Source organism: Vibrio sp. D3, from assembly GCF_043995865.1.
Classification (GTDB): Bacteria; Pseudomonadota; Gammaproteobacteria; order Enterobacterales; family Vibrionaceae; genus Vibrio; species Vibrio diabolicus.
Genome location: NZ_CP171886.1, coordinates 778,916 through 805,909 on the forward strand (window position 1 = coordinate 778,916; position 26,994 = coordinate 805,909).

General features: G+C 46.7%; 22 protein-coding genes. 11 read left to right on the top strand and 11 right to left on the bottom strand.

The features are described from left to right. The first annotated feature begins 45 nt into the window (after positions 1 to 45). Complete coding sequence (locus ACHFJ9_RS03305) at positions 46 to 756, top strand: lipoyl protein ligase domain-containing protein (RefSeq protein WP_048624784.1); 711 nt, start codon at positions 46 to 48, stop codon at positions 754 to 756. Between the two features lie 63 nt (positions 757 to 819). Here ACHFJ9_RS03305 and ACHFJ9_RS03310 read toward each other — a convergent pair whose 3' ends face one another. From ACHFJ9_RS03310 to ACHFJ9_RS03320, 3 genes are read right to left on the bottom strand one after another with little or no spacing between them, the layout of a single operon-like run. Next, a complete protein-coding gene (locus ACHFJ9_RS03310) occupies positions 820 to 1,857 on the bottom strand; it encodes an HlyD family secretion protein (protein WP_048624783.1) in 1,038 nt (345 codons plus the stop codon). Position 1,858: 1 nt separating this feature from the next. After that, positions 1,859 to 3,175, bottom strand: a complete 1,317-nt coding sequence (locus tag ACHFJ9_RS03315; RefSeq protein WP_395355234.1) for a glycosyltransferase — start codon at positions 3,173 to 3,175, stop codon at positions 1,859 to 1,861. Further along, positions 3,162 to 4,517, bottom strand: coding sequence for a diguanylate cyclase domain-containing protein (locus ACHFJ9_RS03320; protein WP_258642728.1), 1,356 nt, complete (start codon positions 4,515 to 4,517; stop codon positions 3,162 to 3,164). The genes ACHFJ9_RS03315 and ACHFJ9_RS03320 overlap by 14 nt, the downstream gene beginning before the upstream one ends. Positions 4,518 to 5,235: 718 nt before the next feature. Here ACHFJ9_RS03320 and ACHFJ9_RS03325 point away from each other — a divergent pair. After that, positions 5,236 to 6,804 (top strand): DEAD/DEAH box helicase, encoded by a 1,569-nt coding sequence (locus ACHFJ9_RS03325; protein WP_395355236.1) that lies wholly within the window; start codon positions 5,236 to 5,238, stop codon positions 6,802 to 6,804. 105 nt (positions 6,805 to 6,909) lie between these two features. Here the strand turns inward: ACHFJ9_RS03325 and ACHFJ9_RS03330 are convergent, their stop codons facing one another. Then, positions 6,910 to 9,789 carry an MGH1-like glycoside hydrolase domain-containing protein gene (locus ACHFJ9_RS03330; protein WP_395355238.1) on the bottom strand — a complete coding sequence of 960 codons (2,880 nt, stop codon included), beginning with the start codon at positions 9,787 to 9,789 and terminating at the stop codon, positions 6,910 to 6,912. A gap of 220 nt (positions 9,790 to 10,009) precedes the next feature. On the opposite strand from ACHFJ9_RS03330, the gene ACHFJ9_RS03335 reads away from it, so the two are divergent. Beyond that, positions 10,010 to 10,921 (top strand): LysR family transcriptional regulator, encoded by a 912-nt coding sequence (locus ACHFJ9_RS03335; RefSeq protein WP_100088689.1) that lies wholly within the window; start codon positions 10,010 to 10,012, stop codon positions 10,919 to 10,921. Here the strand turns inward: ACHFJ9_RS03335 and ACHFJ9_RS03340 are convergent. Beyond that, positions 10,874 to 11,809, bottom strand: a complete 936-nt coding sequence (locus ACHFJ9_RS03340; protein ID WP_025791489.1) for a LysR family transcriptional regulator — start codon at positions 11,807 to 11,809, stop codon at positions 10,874 to 10,876. The two genes, ACHFJ9_RS03335 and ACHFJ9_RS03340, sit on opposite strands and share 48 nt — an antisense overlap. 198 nt (positions 11,810 to 12,007) lie before the next feature. Here ACHFJ9_RS03340 and grxB point away from each other — a divergent pair, with 198 nt between their 5' ends. Both grxB and ACHFJ9_RS03350 read left to right on the top strand, forming a co-directional pair. Beyond that, positions 12,008 to 12,637, top strand: coding sequence for a glutaredoxin 2 (grxB, locus tag ACHFJ9_RS03345; RefSeq protein ID WP_140244310.1), 630 nt, complete (start codon positions 12,008 to 12,010; stop codon positions 12,635 to 12,637). Positions 12,638 to 12,647: 10 nt separating this feature from the next. Then, on the top strand, positions 12,648 to 13,772 hold the full coding sequence (locus ACHFJ9_RS03350; protein ID WP_005498138.1) for an alkene reductase: 1,125 nt from the start codon (positions 12,648 to 12,650) through the stop codon (positions 13,770 to 13,772). Between the two features lie 83 nt (positions 13,773 to 13,855). Here ACHFJ9_RS03350 and ACHFJ9_RS03355 read toward each other — a convergent pair whose 3' ends face one another. The 3 genes from ACHFJ9_RS03355 to ACHFJ9_RS03365 are packed head-to-tail and all read right to left on the bottom strand — an operon-like array spanning position 13,856 to position 16,242. After that, positions 13,856 to 14,914, bottom strand: coding sequence for a zinc-binding dehydrogenase (locus ACHFJ9_RS03355; RefSeq protein WP_140244311.1), 1,059 nt, complete (start codon positions 14,912 to 14,914; stop codon positions 13,856 to 13,858). 4 nt (positions 14,915 to 14,918) lie between these two features. After that, positions 14,919 to 15,431, bottom strand: a complete 513-nt coding sequence (locus ACHFJ9_RS03360) for a 2,4'-dihydroxyacetophenone dioxygenase family protein (RefSeq protein ID WP_025576588.1) — start codon at positions 15,429 to 15,431, stop codon at positions 14,919 to 14,921. 49 nt (positions 15,432 to 15,480) lie between these two features. After that, positions 15,481 to 16,242, bottom strand: coding sequence for an SDR family NAD(P)-dependent oxidoreductase (locus ACHFJ9_RS03365; RefSeq protein WP_005392740.1), 762 nt, complete (start codon positions 16,240 to 16,242; stop codon positions 15,481 to 15,483). A 131-nt stretch (positions 16,243 to 16,373) separates the two neighbouring features. On the opposite strand from ACHFJ9_RS03365, the gene ACHFJ9_RS03370 reads away from it, so the two are divergent. Continuing rightward, positions 16,374 to 17,375 (top strand): AraC family transcriptional regulator ligand-binding domain-containing protein, encoded by a 1,002-nt coding sequence (locus ACHFJ9_RS03370; protein WP_395355243.1) that lies wholly within the window; start codon positions 16,374 to 16,376, stop codon positions 17,373 to 17,375. A gap of 64 nt (positions 17,376 to 17,439) precedes the next feature. Here the strand turns inward: ACHFJ9_RS03370 and ACHFJ9_RS03375 are convergent, their stop codons facing one another. The 3 genes from ACHFJ9_RS03375 to ACHFJ9_RS03385 form a co-directional block, all read right to left on the bottom strand. Next, positions 17,440 to 18,717: a TRAP transporter large permease gene (locus ACHFJ9_RS03375; protein ID WP_005392736.1), complete on the bottom strand. Its 1,278-nt coding sequence runs from the start codon at positions 18,715 to 18,717 to the stop codon at positions 17,440 to 17,442. Next, positions 18,714 to 19,271 (bottom strand): TRAP transporter small permease, encoded by a 558-nt coding sequence (locus tag ACHFJ9_RS03380; RefSeq protein WP_395355246.1) that lies wholly within the window; start codon positions 19,269 to 19,271, stop codon positions 18,714 to 18,716. Before ACHFJ9_RS03380 ends, ACHFJ9_RS03375 begins: the two co-directional genes overlap by 4 nt. Before the next feature lie 132 nt (positions 19,272 to 19,403). Beyond that, positions 19,404 to 20,837 (bottom strand): PLP-dependent aminotransferase family protein, encoded by a 1,434-nt coding sequence (locus tag ACHFJ9_RS03385; RefSeq protein ID WP_080936811.1) that lies wholly within the window; start codon positions 20,835 to 20,837, stop codon positions 19,404 to 19,406. Between the two features lie 273 nt (positions 20,838 to 21,110). On the opposite strand from ACHFJ9_RS03385, the gene doeA reads away from it, so the two are divergent. The 5 genes from doeA (at position 21,111) to ACHFJ9_RS03410 (ending at position 26,953) form a co-directional block, all read left to right on the top strand. Then, entirely contained in the window at positions 21,111 to 22,298 is a 1,188-nt protein-coding gene (gene doeA / locus ACHFJ9_RS03390; protein ID WP_005392731.1) for an ectoine hydrolase DoeA, read from the top strand. Positions 22,299 to 22,352: 54 nt separating this feature from the next. Beyond that, entirely contained in the window at positions 22,353 to 23,360 is a 1,008-nt protein-coding gene (gene doeB, locus ACHFJ9_RS03395; protein ID WP_006741395.1) for a N(2)-acetyl-L-2,4-diaminobutanoate deacetylase DoeB, read from the top strand. Positions 23,361 to 23,692: 332 nt separating this feature from the next. Further along, on the top strand, positions 23,693 to 24,706 hold the full coding sequence (dctP, locus tag ACHFJ9_RS03400; RefSeq protein WP_053084244.1) for a TRAP transporter substrate-binding protein DctP: 1,014 nt from the start codon (positions 23,693 to 23,695) through the stop codon (positions 24,704 to 24,706). Positions 24,707 to 24,797: 91 nt separating this feature from the next. Then, positions 24,798 to 25,277: an Lrp/AsnC family transcriptional regulator gene (locus ACHFJ9_RS03405; protein ID WP_395355249.1), complete on the top strand. Its 480-nt coding sequence runs from the start codon at positions 24,798 to 24,800 to the stop codon at positions 25,275 to 25,277. A gap of 155 nt (positions 25,278 to 25,432) precedes the next feature. Next, positions 25,433 to 26,953: an NAD-dependent succinate-semialdehyde dehydrogenase gene (locus ACHFJ9_RS03410; RefSeq protein ID WP_124007666.1), complete on the top strand. Its 1,521-nt coding sequence runs from the start codon at positions 25,433 to 25,435 to the stop codon at positions 26,951 to 26,953. Positions 26,954 to 26,994: the final 41 nt, after the last annotated feature.

The following is a 26,994-nucleotide window of genomic DNA, read 5'->3' on the forward strand; positions in this document are numbered from 1 at the left end:
TCTAAGATAAAACAGTAGCGATAATATACGGATGAGGGATAGAGTTTGGTTTCTAAAAATAAGCTAATTCGCTATACGGCTACGGAAGTCGCTGATGCATTTGAAAAAGAAGATGAGCTCATTAAACAAGTTCAGTCCAACCAACTCTCGCAAGTGCTATTACTTTGGCAAGTAAAAAGCCCGACGCTCGTGCTTCCCGCGGGTAAGAAATGGCCAGTGTCTAATGAGTTAGAACATGCGTTAAATGCGTCTGGCTGGAAACTCTTTTCTCGTAAAACTGGCGGTGCCCCCGTCCCTCAAGTACCGGGTATTATTAATCTATCCCACATCTATCACTGGCCAGACGGTGAGCCTTACGACATCAAGAAAGCGTATCTCGATTTGTGTGCGATTTTGACAGTTTTCTTTGAGCAACTGGGCGTGAAAGTAGATGTCCATGCTACGCCTTATTCCTACTGTGATGGCGAGTACAACCTCAATATTGGTGGTCAAAAAGTTGTGGGAACCGCGCAGCGCGTTTTACTGAAAAAAGGCGGTGGGCAAGTGGTGTTATCACAAGCATGCATTCTGATTGATGCCGACGTTGAAAAGATTGTCGCACCGGTAAAATTGTGTAATCAACTTTGCGGTTACAACGATGATATTCGTGGTGATGTCCACACACCGCTCTTCAATCATATATCCGACCGCCCCTCGATAGATTCACTCTTTCAGCAACTGACTAGCGCGTTTTTAATGCATGCTAAAGGCGACTAAAGGCGCGTTAACAACCAAAAAAGAAAAGGAGCTTTCGCTCCTTTCCTACTCAATCAACCAACGTTAAAAGCGAACTTCCACTTCGACCCCTTCAATCCATCGACTTTTTTCCAACGGCTCATCAAAGCTCAGTGTGACTTTTAAATAGGCTGGCTGCCCTTCAAATGGGCTTTGAAGTTCTGAAGGCAATTTGTTCACAACCTCAACTGGCTTCGATACCGTCGCTCTAAACTTTCGACCATCAGGAAATACGACTTTTGCTTTGGTTTCCATATTACTGTATTCGAGGTATTTAGGATTTAGAAAAGCCGTAATTTCAGGTGTCACGTTGCGAGCAATCGTGAGCAATGGCGTATTTTCCGATACATTTTGCCCCTCATGCACATGAATATCGAGTACACGACCGTTCATCGGGGAACGGAAGGTGAGATCTTCTTGTTGAGCACGCTTTACTACCAGCTCACGCATTAAAGAACGATACTCTTGTGTCACTGGACCAGCTAACTCTAACTCTTCCAAGTTACGCATCGCATCCACATAAGCAATTTTCTGACTGCTTAACTGATTGCTCAGTGAGTTATTCACACTCACAATAGCGGCGTAATCCACCTCAGACACTTGCCCTTTCTTTCTGTAAAGGTCGTATTTTTTCTGAATATCACGGACCTTCTTCAAGCCTTCGGCTGAGCTTTCAATAGCACTTTTGTATAGCTCATCAGTACTTTGCACCTGATTTTTAGACAGTTTCACCAGCTCATCTTTAATGAAATCAATCTCTTTATTCAACGCGTTATCTTTTAACAACAGCAGCGCTTGATCCTGAGTCACTTCCGTACCGACATTCACAGGCACTGGCCCAACAATGGCAGAGCGAGTTGCCGTCACCGTAAGTGGATGTGACGTGATTATGGCAGGCGCCGTCACTAACACTTGCGTTCTAAACAAGTAATAAGCCATAAACAAAAGCGGACTGATTACAATCGCTAAAATCAAGTACCAACGGAGACGATAACCGCCACGCTTTGCCTGTCCGTAGACGACTTTCATCCCGTTCTCAGACTGCGGTTTGTTTTTCTTATCTAAGTGAAAGTTAACTTTCATACTAAAACTTTTTACCTCGCTTCAATACCCACCAAGGTGCCATACTCGACTCTTCATGACTTCTCCTCACAACTTCATTAACCATTGAGAAAGCGGTAATCAAACGCATGAAAAACTGGTAGACAGGGTAAAGAAATAACCATTTCGCTGACTTCAAATCCTCTTTTTTTCTCTCTGATACAAGCCCAATGTAGACAACAAAAATCAGAGCAGATAAGAAGAGGTAGACAAAATAGAGCATTAGCATCAACGCCAATACAAATTTAAGTGGATAGACAATCACCATGTACAGGCTAAATATCACCACAAGCAGCGGCAATAAAACGTTTTGAATCACGCCATAAGCCAAAGTGAATAAGAAGTTTCCCCAACCAAGTAACCGTGGAGACAACCCTTCATTGTGTTTACGCAAAAACAAAAACAATAAATCGCCATCCCAACGCAACCGCTGCAATACCAAACCTTTCAACGTATCTGGTACATCAGTATGGCCGATGGAGTGCGTCGAAAAGGCCAACTGATTATCAGGATAACGACGTTTGTATTGCTTCAAGCGCATGGTTAAGTCGAGATCTTCTGCGGTATGCGTATCCCAGCCCCCTACTTGCTTAAGCAGGTTCTTCCGAAACGCTCCGAAGGCGCCAGAAATGTTATTGAGCACTCCCCATGTCGCCATCCCCGTTTTACCGGCTTGCATCGACAGCATGTACTCCAAGGATTGCATTTTGGTCAACAAGTTGGCGTTATGGTTGCGAACTCTTAACGCACCACCGCTCGCAATCACATTTTTATCCGCGAACTGTTTCATCATGGTGAAGACCATGTCGTTATCGAAAGACGTATCTCCATCCACGTTAATGACGATTTCACCACTAGCCATTGATAAGCCAGCATTCAGTGTTGAAACCCGGCCTCCTCGTTGCCATTTTGGCAACACGCGCACTTTACGATTACGAACGCCTGCATGCCTTTTCTCACCATTTAACGCGGCTTGATAGGTATCTTGGTTTTGTACCGCCCCATCAACCACAGCAAGTACTTCAATATGACCTGGGTAAACTTGCTCAACTAACGTATCGATAGTGATCCCAATCGCATCACCTTCACCATAGCAAGTAATAACGAAACTCACTGAAGGAAACCGCTTTAATTCTGGGTCTTCTTGCGCATATGACCAACGAAATATCCCTGTTAGCACCAGCAAATATAGAGGTAGCTCGATAATGATCATGACGGGAAACAGCAGTAGCCATAGCTCTTCATTGTGAAGTAGCATGCCTCGAAGATAGTCGAGCAGAACGAGACTATCTTGCAGCATAAATCTCACCCATCAGCGATTCCATCCAAACAGAAACACCGTCTTCAATGATCGGATCGGGCAAGTCCCAAGCAAAGACATCCAACTCAAACTCTTCGTCTTCAACAAGCTCACCCAGATCCGATAATTTTTGCTGTAAAATGGACAGGCTCGCGTTGGTCGTATTTGGCATTAGGACAAGCAACACATCCTGTTTGTACTGACAACAGATATCGGTATCTCTAAACAAGCCGCTAAGACGACGCGTCAGTTGATCCATCAATGAGAATAATTTTGCATCGCCATATTGCTTACCGTATTCATCGATCGTCGGTAAATGCAGTCCAAGTAGAAGGTGCTGTTCTTTGTGTCTCAGCGCGACTTTATTTAACCATGCAAGCAAATTTTGGAAAAAGCTGACTTCCACTTTGCCTTTGATCGAGAGCTCAGGAGCTTGAATGGACTTGCCGTGTTGGAAAATGTATTCACCCACTTCACCAAGTCGATATTGGTAAATTTTCCGGACAACAAGCTCTTCGACTTTGATCTTTGAGTCACAACTTAAACATTGACTGATCGTCGCCGCTTCAACAAATAAACTGGAGCAACTATTACAAACGTGGTTTTCAAGCGGGCGATCATAATCAACGCCGATATGGCGCAGCTGGGTCAAACATTTAGGGCACTCAAGCTTTCCACGGCGCTGGAAGCTGTGTTGTTCACCAACATGGCCACAAGTGAAACAGTGTAAAGAGCTTTGAGAGTCGATATCGATGCTGCTGCAATCCGGGCACACCTCTACATAATTCAAGTGCCCGCTATTACATTGAGAACAAACACGAATTCTGTCGATCAGTACTTCCGCTTCTAATACTCCGCGACCTTGCTCTGAGAGCACGTATCGATAAGTCGAATAAATATCAGGAAACAACATATCGATGATTGGGTACGAATAAACCGACATAGACTCTAAACTTTTTAAAGCAGTCACTCTTCGCTGACGATTGACCCCAAGCCAACCAATCAAAGGATCTAACACTTCCGGTTCATCAATGGCATCGAGCTTGCTCTGAATGGATCGCCAAATTTTTATTGATTCTCTAACTTCAAATACACCGTCGGTAACGCATCGAGAATAAGGGGTTTCCACGGTGACATAAACCGCCCAAGACCAACGCCCTTTCTCCTGATAAAACGCTTTCAGCGCGGTATCTATTTGGTGTGGATCTTGATAAGCAATACACACCATGCCACCGAGTCCCGTTGCCACCTCATCAATATGATTAACCAAAACCATATCTTCAGCTAACTCACTGACAGGCTGTTCACCAACCCAGTAGAAATTGTTATTTATTGACGACATTTTATTAGTTCTCACAACCACAAAATTAATTCATAACATCAGAAATATAGAACTTGCAGTAACAAAGCACTCTAGGTAGACAAGCCTTGCCACCGTTAAATACAACAATAGAACAAATATTTAGAGAGCTTTAACTCAGGCAGTAAAAGCTGAAAGATCTCTGAATAAAGTGTGAAGGAGGCCGTGAGTAGAGAAATCGGATAGCAAAGCGCATAGTACAACCTTTTGTTAGCAAGCTGGGATAATAGTGCGATTTGATGCTGAATGAGATCCTTGCATTCACATCAAGCTCATTGTTTTATATCAGTCGATTCCTTTCTGCTCAGCATTTAACCACACCGACATGTATCAAATCTGAGACCTGGTAATACTTTACTAACTAATTTCCATTAAAATTGAGTGGCAAAACACTGAATAACATTCAATCATTATGATTATTTATCAAACAAGTATTTTTAAGCCGTTTGAGTGATTAATAATCACCATTTGTCTCGCTGTTTTTTCCGAAAGAACACGTAACACATTCAAACTACAGAGTGAATCTACGTCACTTTTCTATGCTCTTTTTTGTTCAAAAAAGAAATGAGATCCAGTTCAAATATTTATCCATGACGGAATTAGTTGAAGCCAGCGCGTAAAAGCCTCAGAATGTCGCACTTTTCGTACCGATTTGTTTTCGGCGCGTTGTTATCTAACTCTACAATTGAGAATCATACATATGGGTTTTACCTCTTTAGGTCTATCTGCTCCAATCCTTAAAGCTATTCAAGAAAAAGGCTACGACACCCCTTCGCCAATTCAGGCAAAAGCAATTCCTGCTATTTTGGAAGGGAAAGACGTAATGGCAGCAGCGCAGACTGGTACAGGTAAAACTGCAGGCTTTACGCTACCGATTCTTGAGAGTTTATCGAACGGCCCTCGCGTTCGTGCTAACCAAGTTCGTGCACTTATCCTGACGCCAACACGTGAGCTTGCGGCTCAGGTGCAAGAAAACGTGTTTATGTACAGCCGTCACCTTCCACTAAGCAGTGCAGTTGTTTTTGGTGGTGTGAAGATCAACCCGCAAATGCAGCGTCTTCGCAAAGGTGCGGATGTGTTGGTCGCGACACCAGGCCGCCTGATGGATTTGTACAACCAAAATGCAGTGAAGTTCGACCAACTGGAAGTGCTAGTACTGGACGAAGCAGACCGCATGCTGGATATGGGCTTTATCCGCGACATTCGCAAAATCCTAGCCCTGCTACCAAAACAACGTCAGAACCTACTTTTCTCGGCGACTTTCTCGGATGAAATCCGCGACCTTGCGAAAGGCTTGGTGAACAACCCGGTTGAGATTTCCGTTAACCCGGCAAACTCGACAGCGAGAACGGTTGAGCAAAGCATCTACCCAGCAGACGTGAAGAAGAAAGCACCGATGTTGGTTAAATTGATCAAAGACGGCGATTGGAAGCAAGTGCTGGTGTTTACGAAAACGAAACACGGCGCAAACCGTCTGGCGAAGTTCCTGATCGAACAAAACCTACCGGCTGCTGCCATCCACGGCAACAAGAGCCAAGGCGCGCGTACCAAAGCACTGGCGGATTTTAAATCGGGTGAAATTCGTGTGTTGGTCGCGACGGACATTGCTGCGCGCGGTATCGATATTCCTCAATTACCACAAGTGGTGAACTTTGAGCTACCTAAAGTGGCAGAAGACTACGTTCACCGTATTGGTCGTACTGGCCGCGCGGGCGAAGTAGGTAAAGCGATTTCACTTGTATGTGCGCTAGAAGCATCTGAGTTGTTTGCGATTGAACGTTTGATTCAAGAAGTGCTACCACGTAAAGAGTTGGAAGGTTTTGCGCCAACCAATGTAGTGCCAGAATCTAAACTGGATACTCGACCAATCAAACCAAAAAAACCTAAGAAGCCGAAAAAACCAAAAGCGCCAAATGCTGCGGGTGAAAACGATCCAGCAACCGAAAAGAAAGCAGGCAATGGTGCAAACAAACCTAAACGTCGCTTCAACGGTGGTAACAACGGCAACAAAAACAGCACCAATCAAGGTGGTGCGGGCAAGCCTAAAGGCAACAGTGAAGGCCAAGGTCGTACAAACAGTAAACCAGATGACCGTAAACCTAACGGCAACAAGCCAAATGGCAATAAACCGAATGGAAATAAACCAAACGGTAGTAAGAGTGGCAACGCTGGTAAACCGTCAGGTAACCGCAAGCCAAACAATGCTAAGCCTGCAGGAAACAAACCGTCAGGTCAGCGCCGTAAACCTCGTCCGCAGGCTGCAAACTAATCTGTAAACGGCCCCGATAGAAAATACAACAAAGCCGCTGATAATCTCAGCGGCTTTGTCTTTCTTAGAACACAGTTTTCTAAAACACAGCTTTGTTAAAACAGCCTACATTAAAGGTGTGATTCGAATATCTGCGATTTGCGCTTCGTTCTTTTCACCCTCAATACCACCAGCGTAGATGTAGGTTTCATTCGATTTGAGGTAACTCATATTGAAGTGGTCCTTCAGCGCGATCTGATAGGTTTTTCCTTGCTCCAACGCTACTTCAATTGGCGTTGAGTAACGCATACCTTGGTTTTCACCAATATGGCCCATCTGCAAGTAACCTTGGCCAACCACCTTACCTGCATCATCCAATACCTCTAATAATTTCACGGTGTTCGTGATGCCAGTATTAAGTTGCCCTAGGTTATTGTTGTACCAAGCATCGAACTGGTAAGTGCTCGTTACAGGCGCTGTAAACGACTCTGCACCTTTTACGACGCCGCTGCCTTTGCTCACCGTAACCACTGAGACATTGTCTTTGAGTGGCTGATATTCACCATCAAGTTTGATGCGGATCTCTTCACCGACACAAACTGGCTGGCTTGGGTTAGAACGGAAGCCTTTATCGTTAATGCTTTCAGCCAAATAACAAGCAAAACCTGTTGGCGTATCGGAATAAGATTGAGCAATCACGTTCTTTTGAATCAGCTCGCCATTGCGATACAAGTTCACGTTGTACTTGCTCGTCACGTCAATCGAAACCGAATTATCAACGCTTTTTACTACCAGTTTTGGCTCTTGCGGAGAATAAACGCGGCTATCTTCACTCACATACGGTTTCACCCCAGAAACTAAAGTAATGCTGCTATCTACATTCACAAGCGCGCCCAGTGTCACGTGGAAATGCCCCTCTTCGTCCATCGTGACATTTTCAACTGGGTAGTAACCTGTTTCATCTTTACTTGCTTCAGGCAAGTCAATCGTTACCGAGTAGTTCTTTCCTTTGAAGGCAAAGCTTTCCAACGTGATTTGTTCAGACTGAGCCAACAAGTTATTGCGCACCCAACTTGTGATAAATGGCTTCACTTCCAACTTACCTGTTTCGGTATGGATGCCAAATAGGGTCTCTACCACCATGTTCAAGTAGCCACCCACAGACCAAAGCTGACGCTGAGAGTTAATCACTGGGCCATCCAAGCTCGGATCTTCGCCATGATCACTATGGATGATGAATGACTTACCAGAAAGCCACTCTAAGTTTTCCATGTTGGATAAATTGGTCGCTGTACCACGAACCAACGATTGAATGGCATTGTTCGCCGCAGCCACGTTTTGTGTTTGATGCGCGGCGCGCAAGCTGTACGCGGTAACAAATGGCCAAATTGCGCGGTTATGGTACACAGGCACATCCGGTTGTTGAGGGAAATAAACTGGCACGCCAAACTCACTGTGTGGGTAATTGGCCATGATTTGTTTCGCCTGCGCATCACTTGCCACGCCACTGATGATCGCAAGTGCTTCGCCCAACATGTCGTATTTGTCGACCGCGATGTCTTTGCCATTATCAAACAAATAGCTTACGTACATACCGCGTTCGGCATTCCAAAACTGCTCGTTGATAGCGGTTTTTAACTGCTCAGCCCAATCGGTGTATTTGACCGCGTTGGTTGAATCGTACTTCTCTGCCAACTTAGCCGCGAGCTGAATCGCGCGGTAGTGAACCACGTTTGTCGATAACGCTTTGCTGCTACCAATCGCATTGACATCGTTTGGCGTCCACGTTGAATACGTTTGCTCACGCCAATCGAGGAATGATTGCTCACCAGTGTATAAACCAGATTTCGCATCAAAAGCCGCCAGGCGATCGGCTTCAAGTGTATTACTGATGGCTTTATATGCGCGCTCAGCAAACTGGTTGTACTCTTCTCCATCCAATGCCGAAAGTAAGCGTTCTGCACCAAGCGCCCAAGTCGTGCGGTCGGTACTGATTGGCCAGCTGCCGCCAGTGCCCGTATCTTGCACAATCTGCTCGCCATCGTATTGCTGATCGGTCGTATCGCGGAAAGCGGACAATTTGAAATTCAAACCATTTTGCACGCGAGTTGGATTCATCAATGCAAGCGAAAGGTCTGCTGCGTACGCCAAATCACGCGTCCACACGTAATGCCACTTCGCGCCCGTCTCAAAAACTTCCGCTTTGATTGGGTTGTTGTAGTTGTAATTGCCGTCTTTGATTTCAGAAACGGCAAGCTGGTCTAGCTCTTTCATCGTCAACGCAAACAACGCGTCAAACGCGACATCACCCGACACCACTCGCGGCCCTGTTTGCTCATTAATCACTAAGCCTTGGTCGAGCGCATCACGCAATTCTGTCGTCGTTGAAATACCAAATTCACGCAGTTCAGCTTTAGGATCTTTCACCGAAAAAATCACGGTATCACTCGAGTCATCGTAATTGGCGAACAGTTTCACTTCTTTACTCTGATGCCCTTCATGCACCATTGCAGGGTCGAGAATCGCATCAGAGTAGTATTTTTCCGCTTCTTCTTGCGTTGCTTTCGTCACAGTCATTGTCGCGCGACTTTCATCGGCAAAGCTCACAGAAAACTTGTAATACCCTTTGTCTTCAAACGTGATCTCAGAGTTGCAATCATCGTTCATACACGCTTCATTCGTGTCTGGTTTTGGCAGGTACTCTTGAGCTTTATCGAACGCCGCGGGCTCCTCAAAATAGGTGTATTGGATCTGCCAACCCGGATCAGCAATCTTGAACTGATTGCTACCTCGAGCGACGCGCAGTACGGTTTCGTACTCGTTATTACCCAAATAGTTTAGCTTGGCATGCTCTGCCGTGCCCCAATCCCCATTTAAACCACGTAAATATAAGTCGGCTGAAATAATTGGTTTGTCGACTGACACTGGCGTATCAGAGGAATCTGACCCACACCCAGCAAGACCAATACAAGACGCGACAGCAAGCGCAATAAAACTCGGTTTCATGTTCATCCCTTAGATTGTTGTTTTGGCGACAGTCTAAAGAACACCCTTTTGATGGGAAAATAGGAAGTCAGGAGCGAGCTATAGATAACATCTATACGTCAAACCCCAACAGTGATGTAGATCTATGAAATGCGCATAATTTCAATCAAATGAGATTACAGATTTGTGATTTATAAATGAAATTGTGCAAAATACCCCTCGTTCTTAGAGGGGAAAGAAAATGGACAAATCTCTGCAGCAATTTTTACTGGTTGCACGCTGCCAAAGCATCAGCGCTGCGGCAAGAATGGCAGGGTTAAGCCAGCCAACAGTAACAAGCAATTTAAAGAAGCTGGAAGAGAATCTCGGCGTGACGCTGTTTGAACGCCATCCTAATGGCATGGTGTTGACCGAATACGGACGCATCCTCTATCGCCATAGCAACGCGATGCAGCATGAATACAACCAAATGATGCAAAGCATTGATGAACGGAAACAGTACCAAGTCGGAAAAATTAAAATGGGTACTGGCGATGCGTGGTGGCCGCTATTCGTCAAACAAGCACTCAATGAACATCTGACCAAGCAGCCTTCGGCATCTACGCACGTCGAATTTGGCAACCACTTAGGCTTGATGGATTCATTGATCAACGAACAGATTGAATTCTTCATCGGCCACGAGATTGTCGGCTTGTCGTCTAAATGCGATGTTACGTTTATTCCTTTATTTCAAACGGTTGATGCCTATTTTGTTTCCCCAAACCATCCACTGCTAGGGAAAACCGTCACCGAAGAGATGCTGCACGAATACCCCGCTCTTTCAGTCACTTATGACGCTAAGAAATTCGCTCACGTCATCGATAACCCAATCCCGAAACAAAATGAACGCGAAAGGCAGCAACTGGATGACAGACCGACTTACGAAGTGGATTCTCTGCTCGCCAGTATTGATGTACTGAAAGAAAGCGTCGCTGTGATGTCTTATACCGGCCACCTGAAACCGTATTTGGAATCCTTTGGCTTACGATGCTTAACCATGGAAAACGAACCAAACCCTGGCACCGTCGGGATTTATCGCCACCGCCGAGAAACCTCGGAATCGCATCTAGATCTGGTTGCTGGTATCACTCAGCGCGCTAAATTGCTCAACTAGAAAGTCCAAAAACAGGCGAACTCTTTTCGGTTGATATTGGCGGCTTTGATAAATGACATGCAGATCCGCTTCTGCGCCTTGCGAAAAGGCGCTGAAGTTTTTCATATACCCATCCAAAACCGTTACTAAACGTTGTTGTTTGAGGTCTTGCTGAATATCTAAAATCGATTTCAACGCAATCCCCGCACCGTCCAACGCCCATTGTCGAATCACTTCACCATCATCAGAAAAGCGCTTTGGCGTGACCGTGATCGTTTGGTGAGACTCTTCATCTTTAAAGTGCCACGTTTTTAATTCTTCATTGCTGCGCACCATGGCTAAGCAGCGATGATCCGCGAGATCTTGTGGGCAGTTTGGGATACCTTGCTTCGACAAATAATCAGGTGACGCGCACAGCACACGTTGACTCGACGCCAGCTTGCGCGAAATGAGATTGCTGTCCGCTAACTCACCGTAACGAATCACTAAATCGAGCCCCGATTCAGCCAAGTTCGATAAATTGTCATTAAGATAAAGATAAGGCGTCACATCCGGATATTGCTCAGAAAAAGCCGACACCATCGGCGAAATAATTTGTTTGCCAATATCTCGTGGAGCTGAAATTTTCAACGTTCCGCGCACTTCCGAAATACCCGTTTGCAGTAAGTTTTCCGTCTCTTTCACGCTATCAATGATGTTCAGACAAGCTTGATGGTACATTGCCCCTGCGTCCGTGAGTGATACGTGGCGTGTGCTTCGGTTGAGCAGCTTTACGCCATAGCGTTCTTCTATCGCTTGCAGCCTTGCCGTTACCGTCGCCGGAGACAAACCTAACTCCCTTCCCGCCGCTGCCAGACCTTGATGTTTAACGATGCTGACAAACAACGTCATATCCGAAAACTTATCCATCTTCGCGCTCTTATTATTTGAAAAAACTGAATAATCAATTCAGATATTACCCAATTATCAAATTAAATCGAATCCATATACTGACCCTATCGACATTGTTTAGACCCAGAACGTTATGTGACAGGGCAAAGTTAAACGCCGTAACGCTGTTCAACGCACAACAACACGCCCTGCCCAGCCAAGAGATAGGAAACAAAAATGAAACTGTACATTTATGAACATTGCCCCTTTAGCGCCCGCGTCCGTTTTGTTGCAGGCATGCTGAATATTCAGCTCGACGTCATCAACATTGCTTATGACGACGAGAGCACCACCACAAACCTCATCGGCGCAAAACAAGTTCCTCTTTTGATCAAAGACGATGGTGAAGCCATGGCGGAAAGCTTAGACATCATCAACTACGTCCTTGAATTGGCATCTTCCAGCGAAAACAGCCAACCCTCAACACCGGTTTTAGACTGGCAAAAACAAGCGTTTTTACCGCTACAAAAAGTCGGGTATCCGCGTTGGTCAAACATGACGTTACCGGAATTTGCAACAGAAACCGCTAAACAAGCATGGCGTGCAAAAAAAGAAACCGAAGCGTTAAATTTTGAAGCTTTGATTAACGATACACCTGCGATTGCGAAAGAAGTCGCCGCCTTGATAGAACAAACTAAACCCTTGCTCAACCTAAGTTCAGAAAAGCAAACGTCACTGGTTGATCAAGCCATTATGTTTTCCATTCTACGCGGCTTTTTCAGTGCGCCCGAAGTGCAATGGGATCCAGCCGTACTTCATTGGATGGCAACCGCTCGTAAAGCGACCAACGTGCCAGTACTTATCTGAGGAGCGCAACATGAAACAAAGAACAAATAAGCTGTTTGAACCAGCTCAACTGAAAGCGTTGTCACTACAAAACCGTATTGTCATGGCACCAATGACTCGCGCACGCACCACTCAGCCGGGCAACATCCCGAATGAGATGATGGCAACGTATTATCAACAGCGCGCTTCTGCCGGGCTGATCATTTCCGAAGCCACACAAATTTCGGACGATTCTCAAGGCTACTCGTTCACCCCTGGCGTTTACACCGATGCGCAAGTGGCGGGCTGGCAGGGTGTGACCCAAGCGGTCAAGTCACAAGGCGCAGCGATGTTTTGTCAGCTATGGCATGTGGGCAGAGTGTCTCACCCAACATTCCAAAATGGTGAACAGCCTATCGCGCCATCTGCGCTCGCTCCGGTAGAGACGCAAGTTTGGATTGCGGATGAACAAGGCAACGGCAATATGGTCGATTGTGTTGAGCCACGCGCCATGACACAAGCGGACATCAACCGAGTTGTCGGTGATTTCGCGAACGCAGCCAAACGCGCCATTGAATCGGGTTTTGATGGTGTAGAAATCCACGGCGGGAATGGGTATCTGATCGATCAGTTCTTAAGAACCAATTCAAACCATCGGACAGACAACTACGGCGGTTCACGAGAAAATCGTATCCGTTTTCTTATCGAAGTGGTGGATGCAGTTATCGCCGCTGTTGGTGCGCATCGAGTTGGAGTGAGATTGGCACCATTCATTACGTTTAAAGATATGGACTGCCCAGATATCGTGCCAACGATCTTAGAGGCATCAAAGCAGCTACAGGAGCGCGACATTGCCTACTTGCACTTGTCCGAGGCCGATTGGGCCGATGCACCAACGATTCCTGAGACGTTTCGAATCGAACTTAGAAAACGCTTTCGCAACGCTATCATTGTTGCAGGTCGCTACAATCCTCAGCGAGCAAACGAAGTGTTAGAGAAAGGCTACGCGGATCTTGTCGCATTCGGACGACCATTCGTAGCAAACCCAGACTTGGTCTCTCGATTGCAACATCACCATCCGTTGGCAGAACTCGATGGCTCAACGTTGTTTGGCGGAAACGAACGAGGCTACACCGATTACCCAGCTCTGCAACAGGAATGCGCAGAACAGGCCTAACAAAAAAAGCCCCAACCTAGCTGCTACGGTTGGGGCTGTCACCAAACTAAAATTGGTTTTAGCTAGCTTAATCTGGCTAAGAGTTAAATCACTTCTAACGCGCCGCAGCGCCAAGGTTCGATCACCACTTTGATGTGATCATTTGGTGTCATTAGCTGTGTAAATGCGTCTTCGACACCGTCGATTCCCACTTTGGCGGTGAGCATTTTCTGCCAAGGCAACTTATGTTCGGCAATCGCTTGTAGGCATTGCTCAAACTCGTGCGGTTGGTAGTAGTAAGAGAATCTCAAATCGAGCTCTTTTACCGTCGCGTACGCGTAGTTAATGGTCGCTGGAGCCGTATGAATGCCTGATACAACGATTCGAGATCGGGCAGGAGCACGGCGCATGAAGTCATCAATTAAAGTATGTTTGCCCACACATTCATAAATGACCAGACGTGAGTTCATCGCGTACTGCTCACCAACTGCGATCTCGTCTTCCTTGGTCGGGCTGATCAATCGATTTGCGCCAAACTCGCTGGCAAGTTGCAGCTTCTCTTCCTGAAGATCGACCGCAAGAATATTGCTCACACCACGTTGTTTCAGTGCAGCAATCACCGCCAGCCCTATAGGACCGCAACCGACAACCAGCGCGGTTTCTTCCGTTTCGATTTCACTGCGATTGACCGCGTGCAAACCGACCGCCAGTGGTTCGGTCAATGCCGCCGCCTCAGACGGCATTCCGTCTGGGACAGGTAGCAATAACGCTTCATCAAGCAGGAAGTACTCAGAGTAAGCGCCATAAGTACCCGGAGTAACACCAACGCCCGCGCCATTTTGACTGAGCAACATCGGCACTGAGGTGACGCGGCTACCAACAGCCAACGTCTGTTGAGTGTCAGATCCGTATTCGACAATTTCCGCGCAGAACTCATGCCCCAACATCACTTGAGCGTGCTCACCGGCTTCATCAGGCATCAACCCGAGCTGGTGGAATACATCAAATACCTCATCCGCGTGTCGAGTAATGTGAAGGTCGGAGCCACAAATGCCACAGGCGAGACTACGAACCAACACTTGTCCCGCTGCGGGTTTGGGGATTTCGACTTGCTTCAGGCGGACACTACCATCTTGCATTACGATACTGTTCATCTGTTGCATGGGGTTACTCCGCTAGCTCATCGCTTAGGCCAGCAATCGCACCCGGTTTGATGTAACGCGCGGTAAAGCCTTGTGCTTTCGCTGTTGCAATAACAACTTGCTCAATCCAACCCGCATCCATGATGTTGATGAAGTTACCTTCTTCGTCAAAGTTAATGTTGGCACCTTGGATCACCATAAATCCGTCGGCACCGCCTGAGCTTTCAGGGCAGTGGAAGGTATGAATCGAACCACCTGGTTCATATAAGTAGCTGCCAGCGGTTTGGACTTGGTCTGGATACTCGATGTAGTGCCAAGCGCCACTCAGGGTATAGAAATGCACCACACCAGTATGGAAGTGCTTAGGCAGAGTGATACCCGGTTTGAACTTGGCGCGAATCACCCACGTACCATTTTCTGGGTCAAGAAACAGCGGGTAAACATCAACACCCGGTAGCGCGTCTTTAATGATCGACTCTTCATTAGTATTAAGAGTTAATAGGAAATCTTGATGCTGAATAACTTCTGGTAATGACATAACTTACATCCTCACTATTGCTGTAATTTGGCGTGCTCGCCTATTCCATCTATCCCATGAGCGGGTACTTAAAATTCTCGAAACCGTCAGATGCGCTAATGGTGCAGCCGTTGATACAGTTGGCTTTCTCGCTGACAAGAAACGCCACCACGTTGGCAATCTCTTCTGGTTGCGTAAAGTTTTGGCGCATCTGTTCTTTGCGGATGTGGTTCCACAAGCCAATCTCTTCGTATTGCCTTAACATCGGAGTATCAACGCGTCCCGGAGCGACCGCGCACACACGAATATCCAGAGGCGCTAACTCTAAAGCGGCGCATTTGGTCATCATATCGACTGCGGCTTTGCTGACGTTGTAGGTAAACGTCATCTCGGAGGCCATTTGGGCGTAAACGGAAGAGGTATTGAGGATCACGCCCGGTGTACCTTGCGCTTGGAATTGTCGTCCAGCGGCGAGAATGCCATAGTAAACGCCGTTTTGGTTGACTTTAGAGATAGGCTCAAAGTCGGCGATAGGATCATGTTCAAGCAGAGGTTTCGGTGCGCCGATGCCTGCATTGTTGACCATGATGTCAAGTGAGCCAAATTGTTCGACCGCGTACTTCACCATGGCTTCGACTTGTTGGTAATCGGTGACGTCCGCAACAAAGGTTTCCAACTGCTTAGAGCCAAAACTTGCGTACATTTGCAGTGATTGCTCTGAAATATCGACAGCAAGCACTTTGGCTCCTTGCTCTCTTAGCTTTGCAATAATAGCTTGCCCAATTCCACCCGCAGCGCCAGTCACGATGGCAGTTTTATTGATAAGTTCCATACAGCTTCTCATCCATGCGTTGTTGTTATCGAAATGTAACTTAGATCAACTCACTGGCACTCACTTGACCTTTTACGAAGTAAATTTGATATATTGCGATTTACAACCTGTTAACATTTTAAAATCGAGACATGTATATCGTACGAAGTGGCGCTGCCGATAAATTTGATAGCTTGGTTTCAGAATTAGGTCAGAATCCGCAAGAGATAATGGCCGCTGTTGGCCTGTCTGCCGCGCAGTTTCGCGATCCCGATACCTATCTCGCCTACCCTAGGTTGGCTGAATTGATGGAGGAAGCGGCTGCTCGTTGTCAACAACCGCTGTTTGGTGCGTTACTCGCCGAGCGCCAAAACCTGCAAAGTTTGGGCGATTTGCCGATGTTGGTTTCTCGCGCAGAAACGGTCGGTGATGCATTGGCGCGGGTGAATGATTATCTCTATCTGCATTCGTCAGGCGTTACTCTCAACATGACGCCACAAGATGATTGGGTACGATTGTCGCTCAATATTGATGTGAATAGTGACCGCGGTATTGCGCAGTTGATGCAGCTCAGTGTGTCACACTTAGCCATGTTTATCGCCAGTTTGCTCGATATTGAAGCAAGCCACTTCGCGCTACATTTGACTCAACACGCAACCTTGGAAGTAGAGCAAAGCAAGTTTGCCCAACAGAACAAACTGCGTTTCGGTGATAAGTTTGACGGTATCCTACTTAAAGCGAGTCTGCTTAACGCTAAGAACCACCAAGACGAAGACGCACTGGATCGCCACTTTCAACAGCACCTCAAGTATTTACAAACCCGCTATCCTAACAATCTGAGTGATCAAGCAGCGAATATGATTGGTCGTTTGTTGTCGACGGGAGAATGCAGCGTGGAGCGCGTTGCAAGAGCATTAGACCTGCATCCGAGAATGCTGCAAAGCAAGCTAAAGCAGCAGAGCACGAGTTATCGAGAGCTGTTGCAGCAAGTGCGTCAGGATTTCGCCGAGCAGCGTTTAAGTGAGAATATTCAGAGTATTACCGATATCGCGTTGCAACTGGGTTATGCAGAAACTGCGGTATTCAGCCGCCACTTTCGCAGTTGGACAGGAAAGTCGCCTAGCCAATGGAGACTGGAGAACAGAATAAGTTGAACCAGTTTGAGAGCATAGATTAAAAAGCCGCTGATATTCAGCGGCTTTGAGCGTTTAGTCGATACTATCGAAACGCTAAATCACGTAAGAAAAGTGAAATCGAAGGGAAGAAAATCAGCATCACAGAGACCAAAAGCAAGATGAACACAAACGGTGGCGTGCCGCGAATCACTTCTACATAAGGGCGTTTAAACACGGCAATCGCGGTAAAAATATCACAACCGAATGGCGGCGTTGCAGAACCTATCGCTGCTTGCAATGTCACGATGGTGCCGACCAGTACTGGGTCAATGCCAGAGGACTTAATCACAGGTGCAAAGATAGGGATCAAAATCAGCATCACTACGATTGGATCAACGAACATACAACCAATAAAGAACGCAATTGAAATAACGACCAGTAACTCGGTCTGCGAAAGATCATTAATCCCGATCATACCCAACAATTCTTGCGGGATCTGGGCAAATGAAATTACCCAAGAAAAAGCAGCCCCTGCTGCGACTAAGATAAATACCACCGCGGTAACCATGCCCGTAGAAAGCGCGATTTCGCCAAGCTCCTTCCATTTCACTTTACGGAAGATAACCATTTCTAATAACACAGCGTACAACACCGAAACCGACGCCGCTTCGGTAGGGCTAAATACTCCAGCATAAATACCGCCAACAGTAATGATCGGAAAGCCAAATGGTAAAACCGCTTTACGTATTGTGGTCCAACGCTCTTTCCAGCTGGCTCGCGGGGCATTTTCTACAGAGCTTTTGCCTGCATAAAAATAACAGTAGGCAGAAAACATCAATAAAATCACGATCGCCGGTCCAATACCAGCAATAAACAGCTCAGCAACCGATGTTCCAGACACCACACCATAGATGATCATACCGATACTCGGTGGAATAAGGAGCGCTAAGTCAGAGGCGTTAATAATCAAAGCCAGAGCAAAGCTGTCTTTGTAACCATACTCCAACATTTTCGGTCGCATAATAGAGCCAACAGAAACAACGGTGGCTTGTGTAGACCCAGATACCGCACCAAACATCGCACAGCTAAGCGATGAGGTGATCGCCAGACCGCCACGAACGTGCCCAACAAACGCCATTGCGACATCTAGCAAGCGCGTTGCTGCCACGCCTCGGGTAATAATTTCTGCCGCGAGAATAAACATCGGTACTGCGATCAACGCAGCGGGTTTGATGCCAGCAAGCATTTGCTGGATCATAAAATCTGGCCCCAGACCAAGAAAAACAATAAATCCCAACATGGTCGCCGCTAATAGCGGTACCAACATCGGAAATCCAAAAGCCAACAACGTGATCATCGTTGCTACAAGAGCGGTCGTCATAGCGCTTTCTCCTGCTTAGTGGCAGAGCCGATGCCATCTGGTCGAGATGAGCGTGAAAGCTTTGTCAGCATTATGGAACGTTTGATATGGCGACTACCCACACGCGCGAACTGAACCGTGCTAAAGAAAAGGCCAATCGGTGCGATTAAGTACACCCAACTCAAAGGTACTTGCATTGCAGGAGAAAGACGCCCCATTTGGCTCACCTTGCCAATGTATTGCCACGAATACCAAGTTAGCACCGCCACCAATGCGGCGGTGAGTAAATAAATAATGCCGTTGGCTAAAGTTTGTATACGCTTTGGAAGCATATCGGTAAATGCCGTCATACGGATATGGCGAGATTGGCGGGCAGCATAACTGCAACCAATAAACGTGACGGCAATAATGAGGAAATAATTGAGTTCTTCTGAAAAGTAGATGCTTTGGCTAAAGAGGTAGCGCCCTAACACGTTAGCAATTGAGTTCAACGCAATAAGAAGCACCGAGCCAATGAGCAGTGCCGCCTCCGCTTTCTGTATATATTTATCTAGCCACTGAAAAATCCCTTTCATCCGCGCTGCTCCTGATCAACAAAAATGTTAATGAAACGTTATCTTTTTCATGACAATCAAGTCAATCAGGTGAATAAGAAAGATTTTCTGAACTTGGCGCTTTCGCAGAAAAAATTGGTCAGAGCATACTGCTCAGACCAAAAAGTGAGAGGTTGGAGGGTTTGTATCGAGAATTTCTGCAATCACAGATAACCCATGCTTAATGTAACCTCGATTAGTCTCTGCTCCCAAACTGATTCGCACGTAAGGCATTGGCTGATTAGTATCGAGAACAAAAGGTTTATACCCCGTGATCTGCACCCCAGAACGCTTAGCCGAAGCGACCAGATCATCACTGCTCCACTGCTCGGGTAACCTCAACCAAATGTGCTGACCATTAGGGTGTGAGCTATAAACATGCCCTTCTAAGGTGGCTTTTGCTATTCGCTGGCGCTTGGCAAATTCATTGACTTGAAATCGAACAAGTCGATTTAATGTACCGTTTTCGATCCACAAATGAGCGACTTCAAACGGTAACGGGGTCGCAGACCAACTCGTCGCAGCTAAACGGCCAATCGCATGCTGCAAAAAATGACGTGGGACCGTTAAATAGCCCGTACGCATACCTGGCGCTACGACTTTGGTTAAACTGGTGACATAAAAAGCCTGCTCGGGTAACAGTGCGGCGAGAGGTGGGACACGATTGGGCTCTAGTGCCCCATACACGTCATCTTCAATCACGTAGATCTCATACTGTTTCGCAATATTTGCTATCGCCTCTCGGCGCGAAATGTCCATATGCGCACTATTCGGATTGGCCATGCTCGGTGTGCAACACAGCGCCTTGATTGGTTTGTGTTTACATGCCCATTCAAATGCATCCGGCGTGATACCAAACTCATCCATCTCAAGCGGCTGTAACTTAAATCCAAGCATCCTCGAGCGAGAGATCAAGCCATGATCGACTAAGTGGCCACAAGCGACTAAATCACCGTGTTCAACAACGGTGCTTAAAGCCAAGGTCAAGCCATGGCATGCACCATTTGTGAGTAATATTTGATCGGTACCAACGTCTAACCCTTGGCTACTGAGAAATCGCGCTCCGGACTCAATATGATGAGGCTGACCTGTTACTGGCTTTGCTTTACTGATCAAACTGCGATTGTTTGTTTGCCCAGCAATTTCCATTAACGCCTGATTAAAAAGCGTAATGTGGCGATCGGTTACTACCGGATGAGCGATCGACATATCAATTTCATCCGGCGTTTCTTTCATCTCTTGCGTCAGCATGAACTCCGTGTCCGTGCTTTCATCCACAAAGCCTGATTTTACAAACGTACCGTTTCCCACCCAAGACTCGAGCGCACCTTTTTTCTCTGCATAACCATATGCATGACTGACGGTTTGTACGCTCACGCCAATTTGCTCCGCAAACTCACGATGTGTGGGTAGTCGAGTACCGGGTTTTAGGTAACCACTGCGGACACATTCGACAAGATAATTGCCAATGGAGATGTACTTAGCGGTGCCTGGGCGAATGATCGGGTTCAAAGAAATTGTCATGACACAATATTTTAATTGATTCATTTTTAATGCTCATTGTAACTTCAATTTAACAAATGGCGAGTTTTTAGCCATCAAATGCGGTGTAATGCACAAAAATGAGCCACAATTGTAATGATTGACATGAGATATATAGATTCAACAAACATGTTAAATGGCATCGTTTAATCCAAACCCAGCCGCAGTGGTGAGTTGCAATAGTTTTTAAACGCAGGTCTGGCTGACCTGGTGGAAGGTAGAAATACCTCAACGTCTCCGAAGGCCCATAAGGCGTCGGATTTTTAACAAGGAGAAAATATGAGAGGCGTTGCTTTGCATTTTACACTGGATGAATTCCAGGACCGATTAACAAAAGTTCGGCAGTCGATGGAAGAACGAGAGTTGGATGTCCTTATCATTCACGATCCTTCTAACATGGCATGGCTGACAGGTTATGACGGTTGGTCTTTTTATGTCCCACAATGTGTCGTTGTAGGATCATCTGGCGAGCCTGTTTGGTTTGGGCGCTGCCAAGATGCCAATGGGGCATACAGAACTGCGTATATGTCGGCAGAAAATATCACCTACTACCCAGACCATTATGTAATGAACCCACCATTACACCCAATGGATTTTCTGGTAGAAGCGGTACTCGCCCCGCGTCTTTGGGATCGCGGCCGTATCGGGGTGGAAAAAGATAACTATTACTTTAGTGCCACCGCTTACGAGTCACTCACCACGCACTTGCCGAATGCTCAACTTCTCGATGCAACCGGGCTAGTCAATTGGTGTCGCGCCGTTAAATCTGATCAAGAACTGGCTTATATGTACCGCGCAGCTCGCATTGTTGAAAATATGCATCGCGTCGCGTTCGATATGATCGAGCCAGGATTGCCTAAACATCACCTTGTCGCCGAGATTAACCGCCAAGCAGTACTTGGGCATGAAGATCACTTTGGCGATTACACCGCGATCGTGCCGCTTTTGCCATCTGGTTCTGATGCTTCTGCACCTCACCTAACGTGGGACGACAGACCTTTCAAAAAAGGCGAAGGTACTTTTTTCGAAATCGCTGGGGCACATCGCCGTTACCATTGCCCACTCTCTCGCACTATTTTTCTTGGAGAACCGGACGACAAATTCAAACGTGCAGATGAAGCATTAACTTTAGGTCTCGAAGCAGGCTTAGAAGTCGCAAGACCAGGCAATACTTGCGCCGACATCGCCAACGCATTGAACCAAGTCCTCGATAAAGCAGGATTCTCACGTGAAGGCGCCCGATGTGGTTACCCAATTGGTCTGAGCTACCCTCCTGACTGGGGCGAACGAACCATGAGCTTGCGAGACACCGATAAAACCGTATTAAAAGAAGGCATGACATTCCACTTTATGCCGGGGCTATGGTTTGAAGACTGGGGGTTAGAAACCACCGAAAGCATTGTCATCACCCGTGATGGTGCAAAAACACTGTGTGATTTTCCACGCCACTTATTTGTTAAACACTAATTTTTCAAACCGTAAGTTCTGTTGAACTAGGCTTAAGAACAAAAAGGACTCGATATGCAAAAGAGCTCGATCACAGCCACCGTAGACTTTGACCGAGAAGGCGTGCAGCACGGCTTTTTAGCGCTGCCCTATTCCCATGATGACTCCGCTTGGGGAAGCATCATGATACCTATCACCGTGATCAAAAATGGTCACGGGCCAACGGCGCTGCTTACTGGCGGTAATCACGGTGATGAATACGAAGGCATTACCAGCCTGCTTAAATTGGCAAACTCGCTGCAAGCAGAGCAAATCCAAGGGCGCGTCATTATTGTGCCAATGATGAACTTACCTGCGGTACAAAATGCCTCGCGCACATCGTCTATCGATAAAGGGAATTTAAATCGCAGCTTTCCCGGAAACCCTGTAGGCTCAGTGACCGAAAAAATCGCGGATTACTTTACTCGTTACTTAGTACCCATGTGCGATTTTGCGTTAGACATTCATTCAGGTGGTAAAACGTTAGACATCGTGCCTTTCGCCGCAGCCCATCGCCTCGACAACCTCGATCAAGAAGAAGCATGCATCTTAGGTGCGAAACTGTTTGGCGCACCTTACACCATGATCTTGCTCGAAATGGACGCCACTAGCCTGTACGACACCGCAGTGGAATCTCAAGGCAAAATCTTCGTCACCACAGAGCTCAGAGGTGGCGGAACCAGCACTCCAGAAACCATCGCTTATGCCGACCGTGGTATTCGTAACTTCTTGCGTTTTTCAGGCAACTTATCAGGTGATTACGAAAAACCAACCCTGCCAACTAGGTTGCTTGATATGCCCGATGCAAGTTGCTACGTGCAAAGCCAGCACAACGGTATCACCGAATACTTATTTGAGCTAGGCGATACCATCAAACAAGACGATGTACTGGCAAGAATCTATTCAACCGAGCGTACAGGGAGCGACCCAATCGAATACAAAGCGCAGCGCAGTGGAATTTTTGCTGCACGTCGTTTCCCTGCCATGGTCAACATTGGTGACACGGTCGCCGTAATTGCCGAAGACTGTGGCGAATTAAACTAACTCTTACTAGGGCGTATTGACCTTTCGCGGTTAAATTTTGTTCGAGGTAAAATCGTTTTAGGCGCGGCGAAGACTATGCAGCCTAGTCATTCTAAGCAAATGGTCTTCAACAAAGCATAAAACGATTTTTGCGGGGGCGCCTAGCTCGAACCCTTCGGGCAGCCTTTGTGGTTCATTTCTACTGCGTTATCGGCTTTTTATGTAGGCCACCCACAAAGCGCTGCAAAAATCAGCTCGAAAGGTCAACACGCCCTAAACACGACACAACATCGGGTCTGGTGTATCACCTGCCGTTGGTGAATTGACTCACAAACTGATTAAGGAAGAAATGGATGAATCCGATGAAACACAGCTACCTAACGAGTGCCGTACTGATCGCTGCCAGCTTTGCCACCAGCAATGTTTATGCAGAGACGTGGAAATTCGCTCTAGAAGAAGTCAAAGGCTCGGTGCAAGATGCTTATGCGCAAGAGTTTAAAAAGCGCATCGAAAATGCAACCGATGGCGACGTCACAGTGGAAGTCTATCCATACGGTACATTGGGTCAGTCAGAAGATCTTACCGAGCTTACTGCGAACGGTATTATCCAATTTACCAACGCGTCGCCAGGTATTTTTGGTTCATTCGTGCCCGAAATGCAGGTGTTCTCCATCCCTTACCTCCTTTCGCAAGACAATGATGTGAATAAAAAAGTGCTGAGTTCAAGCCCTACTATCTATGACACACTCGGCGGAAAGCTAGAACAGAAAAACCTCAAACTTCTCACTATGTATCCAGAAGGTGAAATGGTGTGGACGACCAACCGCGAGATTCGTTCTCCAAAAGATTTTGATAACTTCAAAATACGCGTGATGGCATCGCCAATGCTGGTTGAGGCTTATAAATCGTTTGGAGCCGACCCTACGCCTTTGCCCTACTCAGAAGTCTATGGTGCTCTGCAACTTAAAATGATCGATGGTCAAGTAAACCCCGTTTTTGCTATCGAAGAAATGAAGTTCTACGAAGTGAACGACTACATGATCTGGGCAGGACAGCAACAATTTACTACTACTGTCATTACCAACAACAGCTGGTTCGAAACCCTTCCACAAGACCGCCAAGATCAGGTCAATAAAGTCATCGCTGGTATGACTGACTTTATATTTGAAAAACAGGATGAGTTTAACCAAAAACGTCTTGATCAAATTAAGCAAGCCAAACCAGATATGCAGATGATCAAACTCGACAGTGACGAACGTGCAGCATTTAAACAAGCGTCTATGCCAATGCGGGACAAATACATCGAGCTTACAGGCGATAGCGGTAAAGCAGTGCTGAGCTCACTGGAACAAGAGTTCAATCAATAGCTGAAAAAGGTGTGGCCTTCGGGCCACCTTATAGCGGTTGACCAATCATCAACTATTCTGAACTGATTGGTATTTTACAGGGAGACCAATTATGCGCCTCGATCGCTACGACGTAAAAATTCTACAAATACTTCATGACAATGGCCGTATTACCAAATCTCACCTTGCCGAGGCCATTAACCTATCCGTGAGCCCTTGCTGGGAGCGTGTCAAAAAACTGGAAGAAGCAGGCATCATTGAAGGCTACGGGGCAAAAGTAAATACCAATGTTTTGTTCAAACGAACGTCGGTCATGGTTGAAGTTACGCTCAAAGAGCACAGCGCCCAAGCGTTCAAGCGTTTCGAGCAACTGGTTCAACACTCACCAGAAGTCACTGATTGTTATGCCACAGGCGGCGGTGTCGATTACATACTCAAAATTCAGTCGGAAGATATTGATCAATATCAGCGGCTTATCGACAACTGGTTAGAGTCAGAAGTGGGCATTGAGCGCTACTTTACTTACATCGTGACGAAAACAATCAAACGTGATGCAGGCACATTAGAAGTGAACCAAAACGCCTTGTTCTAAAAGGGAAAACACGCTTAAAAGACAACCAGAAAAATCACCATATCTAACGGTGTGGAAAAGAAAGTTTTGATGGTTTAAACCTCGGCATCAGAAATTATTTCGGTCACTTCTCCATTACAGTTTAACTATGGACAACGACGCTGGGAGAAGGACTCATGACAGCACTGCACAGCTTACATGCTGAGGAATTAAAAGCCTCGCACGACATGATGGCGATAATGAAAGACGTACGTTTGGTGAGAGGTTTAGCGTACGTAAATGGCAAATGGATAAGTGGTGACCAATTTCATCCGGTGGATAATCCAGCGGATGGTACGGTCATCGGCTACATTACCAAGCTATCTCAGCAACAACTCTATCAAGCGATTGATGAAGCCGACCAAGCCTTTCGTCAATGGCGAAAAATGCAAGCAGAAGAACGCGCTGAAATTCTCATGCGTTGGCACGATCTGATTTTAGAATCAAAACAAGATCTTGCTCGTTTGATGGTTATGGAGCAAGGCAAAACATTAGGTGATGCTTTGGGTGAAATCGACTACGGCGCATCCTTTGTTCGTTGGTTTGCAGAGGAAGCTCGCCGCAGCTATGGCGAAACCATCCCAAGTCATATTCCGAATGCGCAGCTATCGACGGTACGCGAGCCGATTGGTGTCGCAGCTCTGATTACACCATGGAATTTTCCTAATGCAATGGTCACCCGTAAAGCCGCCGCAGCATTAGCGATAGGCTGTCCGGTGCTAATCAAACCTGCCAGTGAAACGCCTTTCTCCGCATTGGCCTTGGCAGAATTAGCAGACCGAGCAGGCTTTCCACCTGGTGTATTTAACGTGATCACTGGCGATGCGGTGATGGTGTCACAAACCTTGTGTCACTCCGATAAAGTCAAAGCACTCTCGTTCACAGGTTCAACTCGAGTGGGTAAGTTGCTGCTGCGCGACGCGGCACAAACCGTGAAGAAGTGCAGTATGGAGCTCGGCGGTAATGCCCCTTTCATCGTGCTGCCAGATATGGATGTCGAGCAAGCAGCCAAAGCCGCCGTGGATGCCAAGTTTCAAACTGCAGGACAAGACTGCTTGGCCGCAAACCGTATCTTCGTCCCTGACGATAAGTACGAAGCGTTTTTGGAAGCGTTTGCCAAAGAAATGAACCACATTGTTTTGGGCAATGGTTTAGATGAAAAAACCACCATGGGGCCGCTGATCAATCGCGCTGCGGTGGATAAAGCGCATGATTTGGTGCGTGACGCACTCGACAAAGGCGCGCGATTGGTAGCGGGATACCACCAGCCCGTACCAGGCGAAAACTTCTTCGCGCCGACATTACTGGCCGATGTCACCCCCGATATGGCGGTGTATCGCGAAGAGAATTTTTGTCCTGTGGCAGGCGTATTGCCTTACCAAGACTTAGATACCGTGATTGAAATGAGCAACGACACTGAGTACGGCTTAGCTGCCTATGTTTATGGCCACGATATTCACCAAATTTGGCGCTGCATGCGTGGTTTGGAATTTGGCATGGTGAGCGTGAACTCCGTCAAGATGACTGGACACCCTATCCCATTCGGCGGTGTGAAACAGTCTGGACTTGGACGAGAAGGCAGTCGCCACGGCTTTGAAGAATACAGTGAAATCAAATACTGCTGCTTAGGCGCTTTACCAACCGTCAGTGGCAGTTAAGGCACGAAATATGGATATCCAATTATTCGAGGAGAAGGATC